The following is a 22876-nucleotide window of genomic DNA, read 5'->3' on the forward strand; positions in this document are numbered from 1 at the left end:
AACAATACACCTGCACGTTACTTCACTGTTGAATCAATTTGTTTTGGGGTTTAAACCATCCTGCAACTGGTTTCGGTAGGCCTGAAATGCGGGCACCAGGCCCAGCAAGCTGCCAAATGCGGCAAAAGCGACCACCGCCAACAAGCCCGCGCCAAGTTCGCGCAGCCCCACCAGTTGTAAACCAAATTGTGCCTGAACCCAGGGCGCAAGTGCAGCACTGGCCAACACAAGCACTATCACACCCAGTGCAACACCGATCCACATCACCAGCGCGCTTTCAAGGAATAACAAGCCAAACACGGTGCGCGGCCCGGCGCCGGTTGAACGCAACACCGCCAGTTCTCGCCTGCGCTGCCCCAGCGTAACCAGCATGACGCTGGTCAACCCCAGCGCACTGACCACAGCCACCAGCGCAGCCACAAACAACAACACCCGCTCAACCACACCCACGGTTTGCCACAAAGTGCTTAAGGCCACACCGGGCAAAATTGCACTGAGTGCTGCATTGGGTCGGTTTTCAAGTTCACGCTGCATGCGAAAAACACCGGCCCGGTTGTTCAAACCCAGCAACACGGCAGTTACTGACTTGGGCTGTAAATTGAACTTGGTGACATATTCAGCAGGAATTTCCGCACCAGGCACCGGTACACCGGCGGCCCAGTCCACATGAATGGCCTCCATGCCCGCAAGGCTAATGTGTACGCTTTGGTCCACAGGGGTTCCTGTCGGCTCCAGAACACCCACCACAACAAAAGGTTTGTCCGCATGGCTGGGTTCGGTCTGCTGAATTTGCATGCCATGGCTCAGTGCGATTTTGTCGCCCACCTTGTGCTTCAGGCGCTTGGCCACTTCCGCGCCCAACACAGCTTCAAACAACACGGTTGCAGGTTTGCCAACACTGTAATCTTCGAAAGCGCGGCCATGTTTAAATTGCAGGTTTTGCCGTGCCCCGTACAAAAACTGCTCGAAATAAATTGCCTTGGTACCCACCACGGCAAAGCCTTGGTAGGAATCGCCAAGTGCAATGGGCAAGGCCGACTTCACGCGGGGGTCTTGTTCCAACCTCTCAAAGTCGGCATAGGGCACATTGCGCGTGGCCTGGCCAATTCGGAAAACGCTGTAGAGCAACAGGGAAACCGGGCTTGTTTGTGCACCGACAATTAAATCCGTACCCGCCACTGCATTGGAAAAACTGGCCTTGGCACTTTGCCGCGCCAAATCAATGCCCAACAACAGGCATGTGGAAGTGATCACACTGAGCAACAACAGCAACAGGCTGCCTTTGCGGCTCCAGGCACTTCGACTGGCCAACAAAAACAGGGTTTGGATCATGCCTGCCACTGCTCCATGCGCTGTCGCCTGTCACAGTGTGGTGCCAAGGCAGGGTCATGGCTGACCAGCAGCACAGCCGTGTTTTGCTGAGCGGCCTGTGCAAGCAACAATTGAACAAACTGGGCTTGGTGACCCGCATCGAGTGCAGAGGTGGGTTCGTCAGCAATGATCAAATCGGGCTGACCAATCAAAGCCCGGGCGGCGGCCACGCGCTGTTGCTGACCAACAGACAAGGTCGACACCGATTGATTCAGGAATTTGTCCATACCCAAAGCACCCAACAGTTGCTTTGCGGCCTGATTCACCGAACCAGAATGCTTCAATGCGTTTTGTTTGCGGCGCTTTGAAAACTTGCAGGGCAAGTTCACGTTATCAAGCACACTTAAATAACTGAGCAAATTGAATTGCTGAAACAAAAAGCCAATGTGATCGACCCGAAGTGCATCGCATTGGCTGGCCGACAAAGCGCTCAGGTTTTTCCCCATCAAACTGACATGGCCGCTTTGTGGCAACAAAACACCCGCCATCAAATTAAGCAAAGTGCTTTTGCCGCTGCCGCTGTCGCCTTCAAGAAATACCGTGTCCCCGGCTTGCATCGAGAACTCGGGGATTTTCAACTCAAATCCGCTGCTGGCGTATTTGAATGCAATGTTGTTGCAGTGAAGTACTGCTGCGGTCATTGAACCACCAAGGTGCTCTGTTTGGGCGTAAGGCTTGCACCAACCTGGCCCTTTGGAAACAAGGCCTGCACTTCAATTTTCTCGAAACCCGGAAACTGGCGAAACACGCGCACATCGATTACCTTGAGTTTTGCAGGCTCTGCACATTCAAACTCATAGGCAACACGAAAATCGGAATGCCCGCTTTCAGATTCATGGTGTTGATGATCATCACTGGGACCATGACTGTGCGGATTCAACACCTCGGAATACAGTTTGTAAGAAGTCCGTTTGCACTGCGCATCGGGCGAGAATGCAAACATGCCATTGGCCTGCAACAGTGATTTCACCCTGCGTGCCTTGACTTTTTCTGCGTCGGTTTTCGGACTGCGCTCAAACCCAAGCACGTTTTCCAAAGGCGAGTACAAACTGATGAAAAGGCCGTTGCCATCTTGCACCACCTCAAGCTCGCCAACTCCATGAACATGGGCCGCATCGTTGTGGCGGGAGTGGCTGTGACCGCCGGCTGCCAACACTGCGCCACCAAACAAACCGGAGCAGGTCAACAGGATCAGCTTGTTAAGCCAGGATTGATGCGCAAACTGTGTCATTGATGTCCCTTTGTTGTTTTTTGCATGGCTTGATAGACACCAACCCGTACCAAGAGGTTCCCTGGGGTAAGGGTCAGTTAAACCGGTCCAAATTCTCGCCAGAAACCTTTGTAAATTGCCTGTTCTGCATCGCCCCGCTTTTCCAGCGGGCAAGCCAGGCGAACAATCATTTTATGCGCCAGCTCATTGTAGGCCTGCCAGAACACCTCTGGCTTTGCGCCGGGTAAATCCACAAACTCCGACACTTCGATGCGATCGAAATACTGGTCCGCCTCCTCAAGCCAACTGGCAGAGACCGCATTGGCCACTTGCAAGGCCACTTCTTCAGCCCTCACGGTGTCGGCCTTGAAGGGCAAGATGATGTCAATGGTGTACAGGCTGAATTTGCCCAACATGGACATGTGTTTGATGGTTTGCGTCAACACCATGGCGTTGGGCACCGCCAGGCGCCGCCCGGTGTATTTGCCTGACATGCCGATTTCAAACAGCTTGGTACTGAGCAGATCAATACCGATCACCCGGCCATTTTGTGTACCAATTTCAATGTAGTCGCCAATCCGGAAGGGCTTGGACAGCGAAATATTGACATAACCCAACAGACTCAACACCACTTCCTTGCCGGTGATGATCATGGCACCCGCAATGGCCACCACACTGAGAAAAGCGCCGGTAATTTGCGAAGCCCACACCGAAATCAACAGGAAAAACACTGACATGCGCACCAGGTTTTTCAGAAAAACCAGTTGCGAGCGAGCCTTTTCAGGGTGGTAGGGATGAAGTTTGCGAAGCGACCAGGACAAGGCCCTGTTCACGAAGAACCCACTGGCCATCAACCCGAAGGTGATGGCCAGTTTGATCAAAAACAAGGTGGTGGGATCTTTGAGTAATTCCATGCCTGCTATGGTAACAGGGGAAGGCCTCCGATCAATGGCAATCCACCGCCCGAATTGCTGCCATCTTGGCAGGCATCGGCATTTTCATAGCTTGAATCAATCACCTGATCAATCCACTGATTGATCAACGCCACGCCTTCGGTGTGAACCACACTGCGGGCCAGTGGCGGCATTTTCGCTGCCAGTTCCACGGCTTCCGGCCCCATGCGGTACGGCACAATCGAATCGCCCGACACGGCTGGGTGAATGTCGTAAGTGCGAGTGCCCCGCCCTTCTGAACCACTGGCAGTCGGTTTTTTACAAATGCCGTAAGTGCTGTCCACGGCCCGGAATACGTCCACATAGAAACCTGTATTCGAGGCCTGTCCATTCACGTTGTGGCAATGGGCACAATTGACTTCCAGGTAAGCGCGGGCGCGGGCCTCGATATCGCCTTTTGAATTGGCAGCCATACCCGAGTCGCCCGGGCTATTGAACTTCGGAATGTGGTTCACATTGGTGGCCACCTGGCGCTGATCCAGATTAAAGCTGCTCGGGCAGCCATTCATCAAACCGGTTTCGCACATGAATTTCAACTGGTTTTTGCCGTTGACCGGGTGCTGTGCCTGCCCGGTGAACATGGGCGATTCATTCACATAGGCCCGGTTCAAATTGCGTGGCTTGGGACCAATCGGTGCCGAACCAGGATCCACATCGTTGTTGCTGTGGCAAATTGCACATTGGCTGGCATTGGGGAACATGTAGGCATTGGTGCTTCCGGTTTGACGCTTGCCGGAATCCACGTCCACGTAATCCCAAGACGCTGCTGCACTGCCGCCAAACTGGGTCAGCACGGCCTTGCGTTTGCCATTGCCTGCGTCTTGCCAAATGTACTCCAGCGCTTCCCAATAATTTTGACCATCGGTGCGTTGGCGCTTGATCAACAAGCGGGTTTCATAAGGTGTTTCACGCGCTGCAGGTTGATCAACAAACGAGAATGTTTTGGCGATAATGGTACCCACCGGGAACTCAATGGTGGAATTGACCCGGCTTGATTCATCTTCCAGGAAACGCGCCTGCTTGCTTTCAGGAATAAACATCACCCTGTGCTTGATCGAATAGTCACTGAATAACTTGCTGTTCAACACATAGGGCATGCCTTGCCCGTTGGGTCGGCTTGCCGGGTTTTGATCATCCGCAAACAGGTTGTACTGAGCCAGGTCCGGGCAGTTCACCACAGCGGCAGGCTGATTGACCACCCCGGCCTTCAAGGGCACTTCACACAAGGCTTTCACAGCTTCCGCAGTGGGCTCGGGTGCAAACTGGCCACTGGGCTCAAACGGCTCGAACTCGAAATCGGGCAGGCGTGGCAGGTCCGAACCGAAGCGCGCCACACAATCGTGCTTGCTCAAGTCAAATTCAGAGGGAAACAAGGGGATACCGCTGCCCACCGCCGTCAAATAATCCAGCGACAAATTGGCAGCCGGGTCATTGGTGTTCAAGTTAATCACCGCATCCAGACCACGGGTGCCGTGGAAATTGGCAAACGCCAGGCTGTCGGTTCCGAAATTGTTATTCGGATTGATACAACTGAACCACCAGGCTGGCACCTTGCGCTGACCATTGGACTCGAATTTGTATTTGTTGTAGCGGCAGCTTGGGTTGGGGTTTTGGTTGCCCTGAATGGGCTTGCCATCGGCATCCACCGCCACGGGGTTGCCATTGCGGTCTTTGGGCAATTCACAACTGCTGTTCAAGTTGTCGGTATACCCATCCCAAACAATGTGCGCTCCGCGATAACCACCGCCACCGGCTGCATTTTTCAAACCCACCACTGCGGGAAAGGCACTGGTTACTTGCCCACCCTGAGTCGCCAAAATGGTCGCAAAATCAGGTTGGGGCAAATCATTGCCGTTGTTAACGAAGGTGTTGTCGAAAATATTCACCGCTTCGGAATACACGTCCATGCGGCGGTCGCCGTTTTCACCCAGCAAATCGTAACTGGTCAAAATAATGCCGGCAGTGCCGTTGTTCTCGAACACGTTGTCGTAAATATCGATTTTGTCGTAGGCCAGCGTGATCAAGCCCGAACCACGCGGCACGTTGGCCACGATTGAACCGGGTACCGCAAAGTTGTAGGTGTTGTTGTTGCGGGAAATGTTGTTGAACACTCGCGAGCGCGAACCATATTGGGTCAGGTTGTCCAGGTCGTAAACCAGAAAACCACCCGAGTTACATTCAGCCAGATTTTCGGAGTATTCCCCATCCTGAACGTTCTCAATCTCGAAGCCGAACACATTGAATGCCGCGCGGCTTTTGCGGATTTTTGCAATATTGGTTTGGCCCACATAAATACCGGCATCCGAGGCACCAATACTTTCAGTTTCTTCCACCAGAATATTGCGGCTTTCAACCGGGTAAATGCCGTAACGCCCTGAGGCGGTACTCACCGTGTAGTCGGGCGAGGTGTTGTCGGTTTCCAGCGGATTGGGGTTGGCCGGGTTGTGGCGTGCGGGGTCGGTACAGGCCACCTTGATTTCATCGCGGAAATTGGCTGCAGTAATTGGGCGCTCCTCGGGCAGCTTGCGACCACTACTCCAAATGGCGCGCACCTTTTTCAAGGTGCCATGGTTCACGCCTTTCATTTTGAAGGCATCGCCGGGTGAGTCGCCAATGGTCAGGTTGCGTATGGTGACACCGCGCACATTCGAGGCCAGAAAACCCTCTTGCGAAGTACTGTCCCGAAAGGACAGGAACGTTTCATCCATGCCACAGCCTTCAATAATCACGTCCTCAGTGGTCGTAATCTGAATACCCGTTTTCAAATCGAAGAAACCGCAATCAAACCGCAAAATGTCCTTGGGCTTGAGTTGAACCATGGCCTTGACCATTTCCTCAGTCGCATTGGGCCCGGGCTGGATCAAAAACACCCGGCCGTTGGATTCGGCAGGATTGACCGCCGACCCGCCACCCGAAGTGCTTGTGGGGTCATCTCCGCCTGACGACAAACACGCGCCAAGTACCAGTGTGGACAGGGAAAGGAGTACTGCTTGCAGTGCATGTTTGGAGTGAGCCACGCCAACCTCGATCTTGTTATATGCGTATGAGAAAAAACTGCTTGCCTGTACCTGTTACCACGCTAGAATCAGATTGGATTTCGAATTGTGTCGGCTAATTGACACTGCATGCGTGATGATTCATATTCGATTCACAATGCTGGAGACAAGCATTCATACATACAAGAACTGGAGGGACAGCAATGACTGATTTGAAACAACACGCCACGCGCCTGCTGATGAGCATGGCCTTGGCTGGCAGCGGCCTGCTGCTGGGCACTGGCGCCCTAGCCAATGAACTGACACCCGAAAAGAAACTGCAAGCGGCCAGCCTGGCTGCCACCTGCGCGAATTGCCACGGCACCAACGGCGTGGGTGTGCAAGGCAGCGCAGTCACCGGGCTTGCCAACCTGAGTGTGGAATACATCAAAACCAACATGATCTGGTTTAAAACCGGGCAGCGCCCCGCCACTGTGATGCATCAACTTGCCAAGGGCTACACCGACGAGCAAATCGACATCATCGCCAACTACCTCGGCAAAAAAGACTAAGGAGCGCACCATGCAAAGACGACAATTTTTACAAACCAGCGCGCTGGCCTCTGCCCTGTTGGGCGGCATGCCCCTGTCTGCAACCGCAAAAAGTGCCAAAGGCAAAGTGGTCGTGATTGGTGGCGGTTACGGTGGCGCCACGGCAGCCAAATACCTGCGCATGCTTTCCGGTAACCAGCTCGATGTCACTTTGGTTGAACCCAATTCCACATTTATTTCTTGCCCCATGAGCAACCTGGTGGTGGGCGGTATTCGCCAAATCAGTGAAATCAGCACACCCTACACGGGCTTGAGCCGCAACCACGGCGTGAAAATGGTGAAAGACTGCGTGACTGCCATTGACGTTGAAAAACGCACCGTGAAATTGAAAAGCGGCAAAACCCTGCCCTACGACAAACTGGTGCTGTCACCTGGCATTGACTTGCAACTGGACAAAATCGAAGGCCTGGTTGCAGCCAATGCCAACGGGCAAATTTTTCACGCCTGGAAAGCCGGCCCTGAAACCGTGGGTTTGCGCAAGCAACTGGAAGCCATGCCCAATGGCGGCACCTACATTTTGAACGTGCCACTGGCCCCCTACCGCTGCCCCCCCGGGCCCTACGAGCGCGCCAGCATGGTGGCCAACTACTTCAAGCAGTACAAACCGAAATCGAAAGTGCTGCTGCTAGACGCCAATGCCGACGTAACATCGAAAGGCAAGCTGTTCAAAGGTGTGTGGGAAAGCGAGTACAAAGGCATTCTGGAATACCGCCCCAATATGAAAGTAACGGGTGTCGACGGCGCCACGAAAACGGTTCGCTTTGAATTTGAAGAGCCCATCAAGGGCGATGTGCTGAATATTTTGCCGGAGCAGCGCGCCGGCAAACTGGCAGTCGATTCCGGCATTGCCAACCTGAACAATCGGTGGGCCGAGGTGAACTACATGACCTTTGAGTCCACTGTGGCACCCAATGTGCACGTGATTGGCGACTCGGTACAAGGTGCACCGCAAATGCCAAAAAGTGGTCACATGGCCAACAGCCAGGCCAAAGTGGTGGCAGCAGCCATTGTTGCGCAGCTTAGCGGCTGGGAACCCAATGCCACACCATTGACCAACAACACCTGCTACAGCTATGTAACCACCAACAACGTGATTCACGTGGCCAGTGTGCATGTGTTCAACGCCGAGAAGAAAACCTTCTTGACCGTTGAGGGCTCGGGCGGCGTATCGGCAGCCCCCAACGAACTTGAAGGCACTTACGCCTGGAACTGGGCCCAGAATATTTGGGCTGACACCTTGGTGTAGCACGCGTTCAGGCGTCAGTTCAAATTGGAAAGGCCAGCAATTGCTGGCCTTTTTTTCATCGACTGAATCCCCGTGTTTACCCTGTGTAGTGTTCTATTTACTCAACAGGACACTTTTTTGACCGTTAATTGAATTGTAGTCAATGCGCATACAAGCGTAATTTAAACAAAACGAGCCAGCAATCCTGAAAGTGTTTTTAAAAGGGACAATAAAATGGCCAGTCAAACACCTGTCAATGGTCACCCAAAATTGGGCATGGCCGAAGTGGCCAAACTTGCAGCCCGCGAGGGTTATCTGTTTGGCTTAAGCTTTCTGTTTCGCCAACGTGTGGCGCAATTTGTTCCTGAATTCAGCCCCAACTTTCACAACCGCCAGTTGCCCATTGTGTTCATGGTGCCCGGCTACATGGAAAAACCCGGTTGTTTTGCCGCCCTGTATGAAGAACTGCTGTGGAGCGGCGTACGCGTGGCCCTGTATCAACCGCGCTATCTATTGGCCTCGGTACACGACATGGCGCACGATTTCGGGCATTACATGGACACGGTGCTTGGCCAGCCTGAATGCGAAGGTGCCAACACCTACCTGGTTGGACATTCCATGGGTGGGTTGATCGTGCGCAAAGCCATGAGCCAGCGCTGGCATAGTCATTCACAGGTGCAACACCTGTTCACCCTGGCTTCGCCCAACAATGGCACGCGCATGGCCCACCTTGGCGTTGGCGAGTGTGCCGCAGACATGCTGCCCAACAGTGACTTTTTGAATCAACTGAATGTGGAAGACGACTCGCATCGGCAAAAAATGAGCAGTGTGATTGCCATTCCCGATGCCTTGATATTGCATCATCGATACGCCCACTTGGAAGGTGCAGCCAACCACGTGATCGACCGCACTGGCCACATGGCCTTGCTGGATGAACCCCGGCTAATTGAACTGTTGAAACGAAAAATGCAGGGACAAAACCCGCATCAATTGTTGGGTGCCTGATTCACCAGGCTTTCAGTTGCGCTTGCTGACCGATTTGAAATACAGCTCGGACTGCATTTCACGCACATGCACACTGATTTGAGTCTGCAAGCCATCGGATTGAAGGCAAGTGCGTTCCAGTACCCTGAGCAACACTTGGCCCAAATGCTCTTGAATGGAAAATTCCCGCCCGCTGAGCAACTCCACCGTGGCCGCCACAAAGGCATGCGCTCCAGTTTCAGCGGCAGCCACCCCCATGCGATAAGCGCGCAAACAATGGATTCGGGTTTTGATGTCGGCGTCCATAAAAATACCCAAACCCATCAAGGCTTTATTGACCTGAAGCAGCACCCAGGACTCGTCCAGATCGCGCAGGTTGTCACTGTATTCAATCGTAATGTGGGGCATGAAGAAAGCCTGTGTATGTGACAAAGCCGTGAAAGTTCATGGTTTTGTCTAGTATAAATTACCTACAAATCTGCTTGCCGATCCGAAAGCTTAGCGCGAGAATGTTTACATTGAGTGCTGTAACAGTGCTCAACCTCATGTCTCCTCTTCTCCGCAAGTGAGAAAGGTTAAGCCGGCTTCCCAGGAAGTCGGCTTTTTTTTATCCTTTTTCAATGTGGCTTTCAATCAGCTGCGCCAAAACCTCGGGCTGATCGTGGTGAACCATGTGCCCGGCGTTGTCCACAATCACTGATTCCCACTTCGGGACACAATCAAACCGCGTACGGAACGCATCAAAATCCACCGGCTCGCCCGCTCGGCTCAACCACAGCCCAGCTTCGGTTTGTTTGGCCTCAACATGCAATACAGGTGCAGCAATATTGCGCCAACACGCTTGGGCTTCAGCCAGCCGGTAGCCAATCGGGTTCATGATTTTGTGTGCGGCATCGCCCAGCAAACTGTAACCGTCGTTGTCCACCTTGCTCCAGAATTGCGCCAGGTACATCGCCTTTTCATCGCTTAGCCTGTGGTTGGTTTTTTGCAAGCGCCTGGCCACCGCTTCCAGGCTGCCGTAGGTTCGCAATTGCTTCGGTACCTTGATCTCATCAAGCCAGTTGCCGTAACGTTTGGGCGCCTTTTCCGCCGAGGAGTCGAGCATGCCAAATCCCTCAAGATTGACCACGCTGCGAATGCGCTGTGGCCGAACACCGGCATACATCATGGCAATGTTGCCACCCATGCTGTGGCCCACCAGGTTGACAGGGTTGTTGGGCGAGAAATGGTCCAGCAAGGCGTCCAGGTCGGCCAGGTAATCCGGAAACCAATAGGAACGTATGCCGGGCGCACCGTCTGCAACGGGCCATTCGCTCAAACCAAACCCTCGCCAGTCGGGCGCCACAACCCGGTAATCATTTTTCAGGGCATCCACCACGAACTGGTAGCTGGCACCCACGTCCATCCAGCCATGCACCATCGCCAACAGTGGCGCATTTTCAGGACCCCAGCAATGCAAATGGGTGCGCAAACCACGCAAGTCGACAAAACACGATTCATGCTGCTTCAAAGGCTGATAAATATTCACTGCTTGCTCACTTTGCTGGCCAATGTTTGGTTGACCACGGTTTGTTTATGCTGAGTGAAAGTGTATGCGATCTGCACCCCTGCTGAATTTGACCCTGCCCTCTAAACGGGAAAGAAAAACTGTCGAATTTAAAAAATCAACTTATCATTCAGCAAAACCTAACAAAACAGGAGACAAGCATGCCCAAACTGGATGCCGCATTGATCGATGCATTGGGAGAACCAATGCCTGAGCTTGAACAGCTTAGCGCCGCCAACCAAAAGAAACTGGCCGCAGACCTGGCCGCTGCCCACCAGGCTCACGATGCTTTTTTAAAAGAAAGCATGGACAACGCGCTTGAACACATTCCACGCCTGTTGCGCGGCACTGTTAAAAAAATTCTGGGACTTTGAATCATGGACCGAAACACTGAACTGCGCCGCCTGGCGCAAGCCTTGCACAAGTCTGCCGACGATTTGGCTTATCTGGACAAACTCGACGCCCTAGCGCTGCAAAAGCTGCGCACCAATTTTCAAAACAGCCTGCTGAACAAATTTGGCCCCGTGTTTGAAAAAATTGCAGGCGCCGGCAAACTGGCCCCCGACTCAATTAGCGCAACCTTGTGCACCAAGGTTTTTGGCCCGGCGATTACGGCCAATATGTCGTACTTCACCCCCATGAGCAAAGCTGTAAGCCTGTGCAAACTGTTCGACGCAGACTTCATGGCTGAAGTCGCCCGCGAGCAAATTCCTGAGCGTGCCGTGAACATGCTGGCTGAATTGCCTGTTGAGCAGTTGAAAAAAGTAACGGCCAAGCTGGTTGAACATGGCGACTTTCATGTGCTGGGTGGCTTTACTGACTACATCCCCGAGAAAAAAGCCATCGAGATCATGGAAGTGATCAAGGACCCGGCAGCCAACCTGCACATTTCGTTTTATGCGCAGCGCAAAGACCGTATTGCGAAACTGGCCAATTTGCTGAGTGATGAAAAACTGCTTGAACTGATTGCCGCCGCCTTCACCGAGGACAACTTATTGGTTGGGGTGGGTTTAATCACCGCCGAAATGGACGAGAAAGCGCAGGTTCGAATGGCCAAACTAACGGACAAGGTGAACAAGACTTACCGGGCCAAGGCCAAGGCCAAAGCAGAAGAAATGGGTTATGCCAATCGTTTGACCGCCTTTTTTCAGGCCTGAAGCCCGACAAACTGACAACAATTGTAAACGGGATGATTTAACTATCTTAATCATTCGATACAAGCGGACGCTGGAAGACTACTCTTGGCCCAAACCAATGAGTCTTTCCAGCCATGCCTTTGTCGAAAACGCCTGCGAATAACAACGACCACCAGTCTTCCCTGGGTTTATTGCCTTGGCTGATCGGTATTGCCTTGTCTGCGTGCCTTCTCAGCCTGGCCCTGTTCAACTCCATACAGGTTGAAAGCGAAACCCAGCGTGTCAAGGCAGAAGTTCGCTACACCCTGGACCACTACGCCAACACGCTTGAAAAAATTATTGGCAAAGCCAGCGCCAGCCTTCATGCCATTGAAGTGTTCGTGCGGCAAACGCCCCAACTGGACCAATCCAGTTTTGAACAGTTCTCTACCCTGCTTGCTGTCGACAACCCCGCCATTCGCAGCTTGCAATATGCACCCGATGGCATCCTGCGGTTTTTAACCAACCCAGCCCTGAATCAAAGTGCGATCGGACTAAACCTTTACAAAGCGGAGCTCACCGCCCCTTTTCTTGAAGAAGCGGCACTGACCGGAAAAACCATCATGGAAGGCCCGCGCGAACTGCTGCAAGGTGGCCATGCATTGATTCTTCGCTATCCGGTTTTTCGGCAACGCAACCCGAACAACAATCAGGACCTGATGGGTTTTGCAGCGGTGCTGATCGACTTTGAACACCTCAAGCAAAAAGTAATTGAACCCTTGGAGCAACAAGGGCTGCTGGTGCACGTGCAACAAAAAAGCCCGATGGATGCCAACTGGCAAATCGTGCATGGAAACCCGGCTTCCACGCTGATCGACCCGATCTCATCCACTGTGTTTTTTCCTTACGGCGAATGGGCAATTGAAGTGGCTCCCAAACAGGGGTGGAGCAAACCCATGGGGCTGCATCCCTACCTGGTGCTGTTGGCCTTGATCACAATGACCATTGTGGTCTGGATGTCGCTGTACGAATACCGGTCACGCAGAGCCATACAGGCCGCTTTCGAATCAGCACGATCGGCCAATGAGTTAAAAGACAAACTGATTGCCAATGTGTCGCATGAAATTCGAACACCGCTGACTTCGATCAACAGCATCGCCATCTTGCTGGATGCGCCGGGCTACTCTGCCGAAGTTCAGGAACTGGGCAAAGCCATCAAACAATCCAGCGAATCAGTGCACGCCATTGTGAATGATCTGCTGGACCTGTCGAAAATACGCCAGGGTTTCTTTCGCCTCAACAACAATGATTTTAATATCGATGACTTGATCGACAACACGGCAAACATGCTTCAACAGCAATGGATTCAAAAACCAGGCATTGAACCCTTTTTGCTGGAACCCCAGTCAAGCCAGACGAGTTACTTCGGCGACAAGGGGCGAATTGAACAGGTCATTCAAAATCTGATTTCCAATGCATTCAAGTTCACCCTGTTTGGCCGCGTCACTGTGCGCATTCAGGTTGTGACCGAGAGCAGAGAGCGGGATCAACTGATTGTTGAAGTATCCGACACCGGCGTTGGCATACCAGAACAAGAGATAGAACGGGTGTTCGATGCGTTCTATCAAGTGGATTCATCGCTTCAGAAACGCTACAACGGCGCGGGGCTGGGCCTTGCGATTTGCAGGCAGATCATTGAAGTGATGGGCGGCACCATCCATGTGCGTAGCAAACTCAATATGGGAACCCAGTTTGAGTTTCGCCTGCCACTGTCGCATGGCAACTTGAACCAAGCTCGAACCAACCCAGTCGTCAATAAAAGCGGTCGGATTTTGCTGCAAATTGGTGAAACGGCTTTGGAGCCACGCCTTGTTCAAACACTGGAACCCGATTGGCAAGTTCAGTTTCTTCACCACAGCACCACCCACGAAAAAATATTGCCTGTTCACAACAATGCGCGGGTTCTGCTTGACCTGCCTGGCCCATTGACTGCGTCCAAAGCCGAGTGGCTCAGCCAGTTTCTCGACAAGCAAGCCAGTTTGGGACAAGACATTGTCTGGCTTGGCACTGATCTGCCTGCAATCGCCGAAAAACACAAGCTTCGCCTGTTGATGAAACCGCTGACTCGGGACCGCTTGAGCCGCGCCTACAAACACCGCAAGCAAGAATCGCCGGTTGCACCAGAGCAGTCTCAAGATGCCCCACTTCGCTTGTTGCTGGCCGAGGACAATGCCTTGAACGCCAAGGTGTTTAAAAAGCTCCTGGAGAACCGGGGCGTTTCAGTGAGTTGCGTGAGCAACGGGGCAGATGCACTTGCATTGCTGACCAGCGGCAATGCGCATTTCGATGCGGTGCTCATGGACCTGCAAATGCCCGTAATGGACGGGCTGGAGGCCACACGGTTGATACGCAAGCGCGAAGAACTTCAGAGCTTGCTGGTGTACGCCGTCTCGGGACATGTCAGCAACAGCATGAGAAACGAATGCATCAACATTGGTTTCACCAATTTCATTACCAAACCTTTTGATCCGGACCTGTTGATTGAAGACATTCAGGCTCGCCTAAAAGAACAGAGTCATACACACTGACATGCGAGAAATGGATCAATCATTTACAAATTGGGCTTATGCCACACTGGTGGGTGTACTCGGCGCAAGCCTGTGCATCGCAATGGGGTTGCACCTGCAAAGAAATGCCGAGGCCACTGAAGCCCTTGCATTTGAACACTTGCTGGACCGACGAACTGCGGACCTGCAACACACGATCAATGAATACAAGCAGAACCTTCAAAACACCGCCAGCCTGATCACTGCGTTTGGGCAAGACGAACTGACACCTGAACGATTCCGCAATTATGTGGACAGCCTGAATTTGCGAAAGGAGTTTCCTGGTGCTTTGGGGCTTGCATTTGCCAGAAAGGTTCCGCTGGACAAAGAGGCTGAATTTATTCAGGAAATGAGAATGAAGGGTCTGCGCGACTTTCAGATCCGCTTTATCAGCCCTTCCTCTCAAGACCGTTTTGTGATGCAGTACATTGAACCCATTGAGGAAAACCACTCCGCGCAGGGTCTGGATCTGGGCTCTGAAAACGTTCGACGTGAAAACTGCCTCAGCGCATTCTCGCGAGCTGGATTAGCTGTATCAAAGCCGATCACCATGATTCAGAATGCGCATGTTGGACGACTGGGTTTTACCATGCTGATGCCAGTGTTCAACAAGGCGGTGCCGTCCAGTGACCTGGGGGCTCGTTACGAAGAATTGGTGGGCTGGGTGTCCTTTCCCATCTCGATCGACCGGTTCCTGAAAGCCTGGCTGGCGCAAGATCAAACACTGCAACTTCGAATTTCAGTGCTTGAGGAAAAACAAACACCCGCTCTTTTTTTTGACAATGTCGAACCCCAAAATGTCACCCTGTACCCTCACGCCGCGGCGAGCCGGGATTTGCAGTTGGGTAACCGGCGCTGGCGTTTGGAATTCTGGCCAAGCCAACCTGACAACAACACGCCATTGAACCCCGTTTATTTGGCATTGACCCTGCTGGGTATTGCCTTGAGTGGATTGGCTGCTTACCAGGTCAAACGGATGCTGGATCGTCGTGACGAATTGAGACTGCACAAACAGTTGGTCAACAATTCCTCCGAGGCCTTGATTGCTGAGGACACCCGGGGCCGCATTCTGGTGTGGAACCATGCAGCAGAGGAATTATTTGGCCTGGACTCCGCCAGCGTTTTGTACGACCAAGAACAAAACCTCACCATACCGGACGAGTTGCTGAACTCTGAGAAAAGACTTCACGAACGGGCTGCGCAGGGCGAAACACTTAAAAACATTCAAACGCTGCGGATCAGCGATTCTGCCAAGCGCATTCACCTTCGCATGAATCTTGCGCCCATCTACAGTCACAATCGCAAACTGGTGGGCTACACCAAATCATTCAGGGATGAAACCGAAGCACGGATGGTCTGGAAAGACATTCACTCGCTGGAGGAATTGATCGCCCATGCGCCAGACGGTGTGATTACGATGGATCGATCGCGCAAAATAAAACTGGCCAATCCAGCGGCACTGCTGTTGCTTCAGGGGGCCAACGTCAAATCCACACTGATTGGTCAACAGCTCACCGAGTTGCTTGCACCCGACGTGCTGCTTGAGTTTGAAAACGAGGTATTGAATCCACTCTATAAAAACAGTCGTGTTCAGGTCGTGTTCAACTGGCCCGCTCCTGGCCATGTTGAACACATGCCCTTGTTTTTCAGGGGTTTTGCACTGACTTACCCAGAACTTGGGGAATCGATCTGGGCACTTCGTTTTGAAAAAACAAATAAACCGTACACACCAAGCTATGATTAAAATATATTATTAATCAATTATTTACGATTTTAGAAAGATATTTCTAACAAAATAATTTGATTTTCAGTGCACAAGTGTGCACAATTAATTCCAAGCAGAACAAACAAAGTGTCTGCCGGGTTAAAGCGAAAGCCCCAATTTCGCATCAAATGAAAAGGGATACCAAAATGAAAAACTTTATCGACTCAGTCGTTCGCACACCAGGCATGTTGTTCATGGCCATGTTGACCACAGGCTTCACCATCAACGCAGGTGTACATTACATCAATGGCACCGGCCTTGAAGGCCCTAACCTGTTGGCTGCTGGTTGCTTGGTTGTAGGTCAAGTCGCCTTGGCAGTGGTTCATCAAATGCGCCGTTTCAGCCAAAACAACAAACTGACTTTGCAATAATGCGGGCGGTGAACAGGCGGCAAGCACTGCCGCCTTCGCCGAACCTGTACCGCAACCTTACATCCTCTGCAGTTCCCCCTTCCGCTGTCACAATCCAGTCTTAAATCTGTCAAACGCAGGCAACACTGCCACAACACACTGCTCGCATTGATCACTCATCAAAGCAAAGCACATGCGCGTTTCTATTATTGGCAGTGGATATGTAGGCCTTGTTACGGCCGCCTGTTTGGCCGAAGTCGGCAACAAAGTTTTGTGTTGCGACATTGACGACGCCAAGATTGCCCAACTTACAAACGGTCAAAGCCCGATTTACGAACCTGGCCTGGATGAACTGCTCGAGCGCAATATTCGTGAGCAACGCCTGGAGTTCACCACCCAGATTGCAGATGCCGTTAACCACGCTGAACTGATTTTCATCTGCGTGGGCACCCCACCCCGCGAAGACGGCAGTGCCGACCTGCGCCACGTGGTCAAAGTGGCACAGCAAATTGCCATGCACATGAATGGCTTCAAGGTTGTCATCAACAAGTCGACAGTGCCCGTGGGTACGGGTGAACGTGTAACCGACGAAGTGCGCCGCGTGCTGGTGCAGCGCAATGCCCTGCATGCATTCACAGTGGTGTCCAACCCCGAGTTTCTGAAAGAAGGGGCAGCGATTGACGACTTTCTGCGCCCCGACCGAATTGTGCTGGGCACCGACAACACACCCACCGGCCAGCGCGCCCTGCGCATGATGAAGTCGCTGTACGCGCCATTCCAGCGCCACCATGAACGTTTGATGTGCATGGATGTGCGTTCAGCCGAGTTGACCAAATACGCCGCCAACGCCATGCTGGCCACCCGCATCAGTTTCATGAATGAACTGGCCAACCTGGCTGAAAAAATTGGCGCCGACATTGAACAAGTGCGTGCGGGCATTGGCTCAGACCCCCGCATCGGCTTTTCTTTTTTGTATGCAGGCTGTGGCTTTGGTGGCTCCTGCTTTCCCAAAGACGTTCGTGCCCTGATTCAGACCGGCGAAGAAGCGGGCGAAAACCTGTCGATTTTGCGGGCGGTGAACCACAGCAATCAGCGCCAAAAGCGTGTGCTGGTCGAGAAGATCATCCAGCGCTTTGGTGAAGACCTTAGCAACATGACCTTTGCCATGTGGGGGCTGGCTTTCAAACCCGAAACCGACGACATGCGCGAGGCCAGCAGCCGCACCATTGCTGCCGAACTGGTGCTTCGCGGTGCGAAAGTGCAAGCCTTTGACCCCGTGGCCAATGAAACCGCCCGCCGCGCCATGGAAGAAGACCTGGCCACATTCAGGCAAGACGGCCCCTTGCTGGGTGAATTTGAAATCGCCAAAACCCAGGAAGAAACCCTGTTCAATGCCGACGCCTTGATTGTGTGTACCGAATGGCGCATGTTCAAAAGCCCCGACTTTTTGATGTTGAGCCGCACCCTGCGCCAGAAAGCCGTATTCGATGGCCGAAACCTGTACGACCCCGCGCTGCTGGCCGACTACGGCCTGATTTACGAAGGTGTTGGGCGCAGGGCCGAACCTGCCGATCAGGGTATGCCCGTGGAGCAAATGCGCTTGGCGTCTTAAAATTTAACGCCTTTGCCTTTATCATTGCGCAAGAGACAAAACAAACAATCATCCACCCAGGACGAGCGCAATGATCAAGGTAGCCATCAGCGGCACAGGGCTTTTCGTACCCAGCCAAACCATCACCAACGATGAATTGGTGGAGTCGTTCAACGCCTACGTGGCGAAATTCAATGAAGAACACGCCTCTGAGATTGCCAGCGGCGAGCTTCAACCCCTGCAGCCCTCCAACTCGGCCTTCATTGAAAGCGCATCGGGTATCAAGCAACGCTATGTGATGGAAAAGGAAGGGGTTTTGAACCCGGACCGCCTTCACCCCTATTTCAAGGAGCGCCCGAATTCTGAACTGTCCATGATGGCTGAAATTGCTGTGGACGCTGGCCGCAAAGCGATGGAAGACGCAGGGCTTACGGCTGCCGACATTGACGCGGTAATTTGTTCCGCATCCAATATGCAGCGCGCCTACCCGGCCATGGCGATTGAAATTCAGGAAGCCTTGGGCATTGAAGGGTTTGGATACGACATGAATGTGGCCTGTTCATCGGCCACCTTTGGTATTGAACAGGCTGTAAACGCCGTGCGCAGCGGCACCGCGCGCGCTGTGTTGATGGTGAACCCCGAAATTACATCGGGCCACCAGGCTTGGCTGGACCGCGATTGCCACTTTATTTTTGGCGACGTGTGCACAGCGGTCATTGTGCAACGCCTTGAAGACGCCAAGCCAGGCAGCTGGGAAGTACTGGGCACCAAACTGGCCACCAAGTATTCCAACAACATTCGCAACAACTTTGGTTTCCTGAACCGCTCGGAAGACGCAGATCCAAACGCACGCGACAAGCTGTTTATGCAAGAGGGCCGAAAGGTGTTCAAGGAAGTGTGCCCCATGGCCGCCGAACACATGAGCACTCATTTGCAAAGTCTGGGCTTGAGCTCGGCCACCGATGTACGCCGCTATTGGCTGCATCAGGCCAACCTGGCCATGAACCAGTTGATCGCCAAGAAACTGTTGGGCAGCAGCGAATTCACGGCCGACAAGGCACCAGTGATTCTCGACGAATTTGCCAACACCGCGTCTGCAGGTTCGGTGATCGCATTCCACCGCCACAAAAATGACTTGACTGGTGGTGACGTCGGCGTGATCTGCTCGTTCGGGGCAGGTTATTCGATTGGCAGTGTGGTGGTTCGCAAGACCTGAACGCTGCATGCTGTGATGCGCGTGCGTGGCCAAGCTTCGGTGTGGGTGCCACATCACCTTGCCTCAGCAATGCTTCTGATCCGGCTTGATGCCTCTGGCTTGGGGCATGCGAAACGCTTAAGCGTCTTCGCATCGATCCTGCGGATCGCCCCTCGCTGCGAAGCCGCCGGGAAGCCTTGCAAAGCCGGCAAGGCGGTGAAGCACCCAAACCTTGCTTTACGCCAGCCTTGTACGCGCCGCAAGTCACCTGCCTATTTGCTAAGCTAGCTCAGGAGGCAATGCCCTCGCAGCGCCGATCAAGAAACCCTGCCCGTTTGAATTCAACCGCCACGGTCGGCCAAAGGCCGGCACCGAGACTCGGCTCGCCCTTTTGCCGAGCGAGGTGAGTCAGGGTGAATCTCAAAAAGGGAAATACAGGTTTTCTGGCGAGAGAGGGCATGCGCTTGGGCTAGCTTAGCGACTGCAAGTAGACCCTCGCCAGCGTAACAAACTGTTCACGCGCCGTATGTCTTATCCAGGTACCGCAAAATGTCGTTGGACTCGTACATCGCCACACCCGTATTCGGGTCGATCAAATAAGGCACCTGCACCTTGCCAGTGTTTTCTGCCAACCAAGTCCGGTTGCGCGTGGTGCCTTTGGGGCCTTTGAACAGCTTGTCGCGGAATACAGGAGGCCCCATATCGGTCATTGCTCCTTTGGGCGCATTCTTCAACAGATACGGAATTTCCAGTTCGCACAAACGGGCACGAACAGGCTTGGAATAGGGGCTGGACTCAAAACTGTAAAGCACCAAAGGCTCAACTGGCGCTTTGGATGGACGGGCTTTCATGCCCTGAAAACCGCCAATTCGGTACTGAAATGAACTGGCCAGCATCGATGAACCCACTGCCACTTTGCGCCCAAAGCCTTGCTGGCTTTTCAGCTTGCTCTGGTAAGTTTTGGCCAGGTAATCAATGATATTGGCGGACTCGTTCATTACCACGCCCGTGTTCTCATCCACCAGCATTGGAAACTTGGTACCAGGCAGCGCCTCGCGCGCCTCGCCGCGAAACCGCTTGCCACCTGCAGGGCATGGCAAAATCATCACATCCAGATCCATCTCGCTCAAAGCCTCACGCACCAGTCGGCAGTAAGGGCTGATCTCGATGTCATACAGTTTCAATGTTTTTTCTGGTGCTTTGCGGGCACGGGCCGTGATCCCCGTGCCGCGCCAGCCACGCGCTGTGCCAGCCAACAAGTTAAAAATTGCGTCGATATTGGTGTTCATAGAGTGCCTCTGTCTTGGAATTGTTCGAAATTTGTCGTTATTTTGTGCGCGAACGTGTCCGCAGTGTAGACGAAACCCCCTAGCCCGCCGCATTGCTTGTTACTATTTTTTCAAACACACCTGCACCGGAGAAGAAACTTGAAAAAACTGCTGCTGATCAACGGTCCCAACCTGAACCTGTTGGGCACGCGCGAGCCCGGTATTTATGGACACATGACTTTGGCTGACATTGAAAAGGCCCTGAAGAATATCGCTTTCACCGATGGCTTCGAATTGATGACCTTTCAAAGCAATCACGAGGGCGCCCTGATTGAGCGCGTTCACAAAGCCAAAACAGAAGACATCTCAGGCATCGTCATCAACCCGGCCGGTTACACACACACCAGCGTGGCCCTGCGCGACGCCCTGGCAGGCGTTGCCATTCCGTTCATTGAAGTGCACCTGTCGAACATTTACAAACGTGAGAGTTTCCGCCACAACAGTTATTTCTCGGACTTGGCTGAAGGCGTGATCTGCGGGCTGGGCTGGCAAGGGTATGTGTACGCCTTGCGGCACCTCGCGTCCAAGTAAGTAAAGCGGGGGCATGGTGATTTCCGGTTCAATTTTGTAAAGATCAGTTAACAGCTGAACAAACAGCCCCAGACTGTGGTCTGATGGGCACTCAACAAGAAAAACGACACCATGAAGCACCACCTCAAACCCCTGCTGCCCCTTGCATTGGCACTGCTGCTAGGCGCTTGTGCCACCGTTGAGTCCAAGAAGCCAGAAATTGACTCTCGATTTGAGAACGCCACTTTCAAACCCTTGGTCAACCCAAATGCGGTGCAAGCCCCGGCAGATTGGTGGGCAGGTTTTTCCAGCGAACAACTCAACACACTGATGAAACAGGCGCAAGCCGACAACCTGAGCCTTGAAGCCACCGCCGCAAGGCTGCGCGCAGCGCAAGCCAGCCTGGATGCCGCACAGGCCAGCTTCTTTCCTTCTCTCACCCTGAATGCTGGTCGGCAAGAAAACACAGTGAAAGGCACCAGCATTCAGGGGCAAGCCACCAACAACCGCGGGCTGTTTACATCGGCCTCTTTTGTGGCCAGTTATGAAATTGATCTGTGGTCGCGTGTGCGTAACACCGCCCAGGCTGCTCAGTTGCAACTGCAAGCCACACAATACGAACTCGACGCCGCCAGAATAACCATCGCAGGCCAACTGGCCACCACCTGGTCTCAATGGGTTGCTGCAGACCAAACCGTGCGCCTGTTTGAGCAAGAACTGGCCAGTTTCAAGACCAACCTGAAACTGGTGGAATTGCGTTTTCGCCAGGGTAGCGCGCTTGCCTCCGATGTGTTGCAACAAAGGCAACTGGTCGAGTCAGCACAAGGCAACCTGGCTCAGGCCCAGTCCAATCGCGACGTGTTGCTTAACAGCCTGTCACTGTTGCTTGGGCAGCCGCCCAACAAAATCAGCCTGAACCGCGAGAATCTGCCCACCCTGCCCCCATTGCCAGCAACCGGCTTTCCAGCTGAATTGCTTAACCGCCGTCCGGATGTTCAACAGGCATGGTCTACAGTTTTATCCACCGATCGAAACGTGGCGGCCGCCATTGCAAACCGGTTTCCACAACTCAGCCTGCGTGCCAGCTTTAGCGACCAAACCCGGGATTCCGATTTGTTGTTCGACAACTGGGTGCGCAACTTGAGTGTCAACCTGGTTGCCCCCCTGTTCGACGGGGGCGCACGCTCGGCCGAGGTAGCGCGCCAAAAGGCCTTGCTGGATCAAGCTGTTGCCCAATATCAGGAAGCGGCCATCAATGCGCTGGCCGACGTGGACAATGCACTGATTCAGGAAACCCGACAACGCGACGCAATGGAAAGTTTTCAACGCCAGCTTGAGTTGGCTGAACTCAGCTTGAACCGCTTGTTTGCAGGCTACCGCAACGGCACAGTCGATTACCTGGCCATTCTGGATGCGCAGCAAAGCACCAGTCAGCTAAGGCGGAATCTGGTGAATGCACAACAACAATTGGTGGGCTTTCGCATTGCCTTGTACAGGGCTTTGTCGGGCAGCATTCCACAAACTAAAGCAGCAGGGTAGTC

At 53.2% G+C, this 22876-nt stretch carries 20 protein-coding genes; 12 read left to right on the forward strand and 8 right to left on the reverse strand.

The window, feature by feature from the left end; all coding sequences use genetic code 11:
• Positions 1-33 precede the first annotated feature (33 nt).
• The 5 genes from P0D43_RS13850 to P0D43_RS13870 form a co-directional block, all read right to left on the reverse strand.
• The gene (locus tag P0D43_RS13850; RefSeq protein WP_159569790.1) at positions 34-1332 is read right to left on the reverse strand and encodes an ABC transporter permease; all 1299 of its coding nucleotides are present in this window, start codon (positions 1330-1332) and stop codon (positions 34-36) included.
• A complete protein-coding gene (locus tag P0D43_RS13855; protein WP_341237879.1) occupies positions 1329-2012 on the reverse strand; it encodes an ABC transporter ATP-binding protein in 684 nt (227 codons plus the stop codon). Before P0D43_RS13855 ends, P0D43_RS13850 begins: the two co-directional genes overlap by 4 nt.
• Entirely contained in the window at positions 2009-2602 is a 594-nt protein-coding gene (locus P0D43_RS13860; protein WP_159569786.1) for a DUF2796 domain-containing protein, read from the reverse strand. Before P0D43_RS13860 ends, P0D43_RS13855 begins: the two co-directional genes overlap by 4 nt.
• A gap of 77 nt (positions 2603-2679) precedes the next feature.
• Positions 2680-3495, reverse strand: a complete 816-nt coding sequence (locus tag P0D43_RS13865; RefSeq protein ID WP_394672695.1) for a mechanosensitive ion channel family protein — start codon at positions 3493-3495, stop codon at positions 2680-2682.
• 5 nt (positions 3496-3500) lie between these two features.
• Positions 3501-6551, reverse strand: coding sequence for a parallel beta-helix domain-containing protein (locus P0D43_RS13870; protein ID WP_394672696.1), 3051 nt, complete (start codon positions 6549-6551; stop codon positions 3501-3503).
• Between the two features lie 182 nt (positions 6552-6733).
• On the opposite strand from P0D43_RS13870, the gene P0D43_RS13875 reads away from it, so the two are divergent.
• The 3 genes from P0D43_RS13875 to P0D43_RS13885 all read left to right on the forward strand — a co-directional run bounded on the left by P0D43_RS13875 (position 6734) and on the right by P0D43_RS13885 (position 9350).
• Positions 6734-7081 (forward strand): c-type cytochrome, encoded by a 348-nt coding sequence (locus P0D43_RS13875; protein ID WP_236550851.1) that lies wholly within the window; start codon positions 6734-6736, stop codon positions 7079-7081.
• 10 nt (positions 7082-7091) lie between these two features.
• Positions 7092-8366, forward strand: coding sequence for an NAD(P)/FAD-dependent oxidoreductase (locus P0D43_RS13880; protein WP_394672697.1), 1275 nt, complete (start codon positions 7092-7094; stop codon positions 8364-8366).
• A 213-nt stretch (positions 8367-8579) separates the two neighbouring features.
• Entirely contained in the window at positions 8580-9350 is a 771-nt protein-coding gene (locus tag P0D43_RS13885) for a serine aminopeptidase domain-containing protein (protein ID WP_159569782.1), read from the forward strand.
• A gap of 12 nt (positions 9351-9362) precedes the next feature.
• On the opposite strand, the gene P0D43_RS13890 is transcribed toward P0D43_RS13885, so the two are convergent.
• Positions 9363-9737, reverse strand: a complete 375-nt coding sequence (locus tag P0D43_RS13890) for a 5-carboxymethyl-2-hydroxymuconate Delta-isomerase (protein ID WP_159569780.1) — start codon at positions 9735-9737, stop codon at positions 9363-9365.
• A 199-nt stretch (positions 9738-9936) separates the two neighbouring features.
• Positions 9937-10857, reverse strand: coding sequence for an alpha/beta fold hydrolase (locus tag P0D43_RS13895; protein WP_394672698.1), 921 nt, complete (start codon positions 10855-10857; stop codon positions 9937-9939).
• A 179-nt stretch (positions 10858-11036) separates the two neighbouring features.
• Between P0D43_RS13895 and P0D43_RS13900 the strand changes: the two genes are divergently transcribed.
• The 7 genes from P0D43_RS13900 (at position 11037) to P0D43_RS13930 (ending at position 19518) form a co-directional block, all read left to right on the forward strand.
• Positions 11037-11249: a hypothetical protein gene (locus tag P0D43_RS13900; protein WP_341237441.1), complete on the forward strand. Its 213-nt coding sequence runs from the start codon at positions 11037-11039 to the stop codon at positions 11247-11249.
• Positions 11250-11252: 3 nt separating this feature from the next.
• Positions 11253-12032, forward strand: a complete 780-nt coding sequence (locus P0D43_RS13905) for a hypothetical protein (protein ID WP_394672699.1) — start codon at positions 11253-11255, stop codon at positions 12030-12032.
• Between the two features lie 113 nt (positions 12033-12145).
• Positions 12146-14578 (forward strand): ATP-binding protein, encoded by a 2433-nt coding sequence (locus P0D43_RS13910; RefSeq protein WP_394672700.1) that lies wholly within the window; start codon positions 12146-12148, stop codon positions 14576-14578.
• A 10-nt stretch (positions 14579-14588) separates the two neighbouring features.
• A complete protein-coding gene (locus P0D43_RS13915) occupies positions 14589-16340 on the forward strand; it encodes a CHASE domain-containing protein (RefSeq protein WP_394672701.1) in 1752 nt (583 codons plus the stop codon).
• Between the two features lie 167 nt (positions 16341-16507).
• The gene (locus P0D43_RS13920) at positions 16508-16732 is read left to right on the forward strand and encodes a hypothetical protein (protein WP_394672702.1); all 225 of its coding nucleotides are present in this window, start codon (positions 16508-16510) and stop codon (positions 16730-16732) included.
• Positions 16733-16904: 172 nt separating this feature from the next.
• A complete protein-coding gene (locus tag P0D43_RS13925) occupies positions 16905-18323 on the forward strand; it encodes a UDP-glucose dehydrogenase family protein (RefSeq protein ID WP_394672703.1) in 1419 nt (472 codons plus the stop codon).
• A 70-nt stretch (positions 18324-18393) separates the two neighbouring features.
• Entirely contained in the window at positions 18394-19518 is a 1125-nt protein-coding gene (locus tag P0D43_RS13930) for a beta-ketoacyl-ACP synthase III (RefSeq protein WP_341237446.1), read from the forward strand.
• Between the two features lie 494 nt (positions 19519-20012).
• On the opposite strand, the gene P0D43_RS13935 is transcribed toward P0D43_RS13930, so the two are convergent.
• Entirely contained in the window at positions 20013-20786 is a 774-nt protein-coding gene (locus tag P0D43_RS13935) for a glutathione S-transferase N-terminal domain-containing protein (protein WP_394672704.1), read from the reverse strand.
• 138 nt (positions 20787-20924) lie between these two features.
• Between P0D43_RS13935 and aroQ the strand changes: the two genes are divergently transcribed.
• Together aroQ and P0D43_RS13945 are read left to right on the forward strand one after the other, a co-directional pair.
• Complete coding sequence (gene aroQ, locus P0D43_RS13940; RefSeq protein WP_159569762.1) at positions 20925-21356, forward strand: type II 3-dehydroquinate dehydratase; 432 nt, start codon at positions 20925-20927, stop codon at positions 21354-21356.
• 111 nt (positions 21357-21467) lie between these two features.
• Positions 21468-22874, forward strand: coding sequence for an efflux transporter outer membrane subunit (locus P0D43_RS13945; protein WP_394672705.1), 1407 nt, complete (start codon positions 21468-21470; stop codon positions 22872-22874).
• The last annotated feature ends 2 nt before the right edge of the window (positions 22875-22876 follow it).

Origin of the sequence: Limnobacter sp. (assembly GCF_043511195.1) — a bacterium.
Taxonomy (GTDB): domain Bacteria; phylum Pseudomonadota; class Gammaproteobacteria; order Burkholderiales; family Burkholderiaceae_B; genus Limnobacter.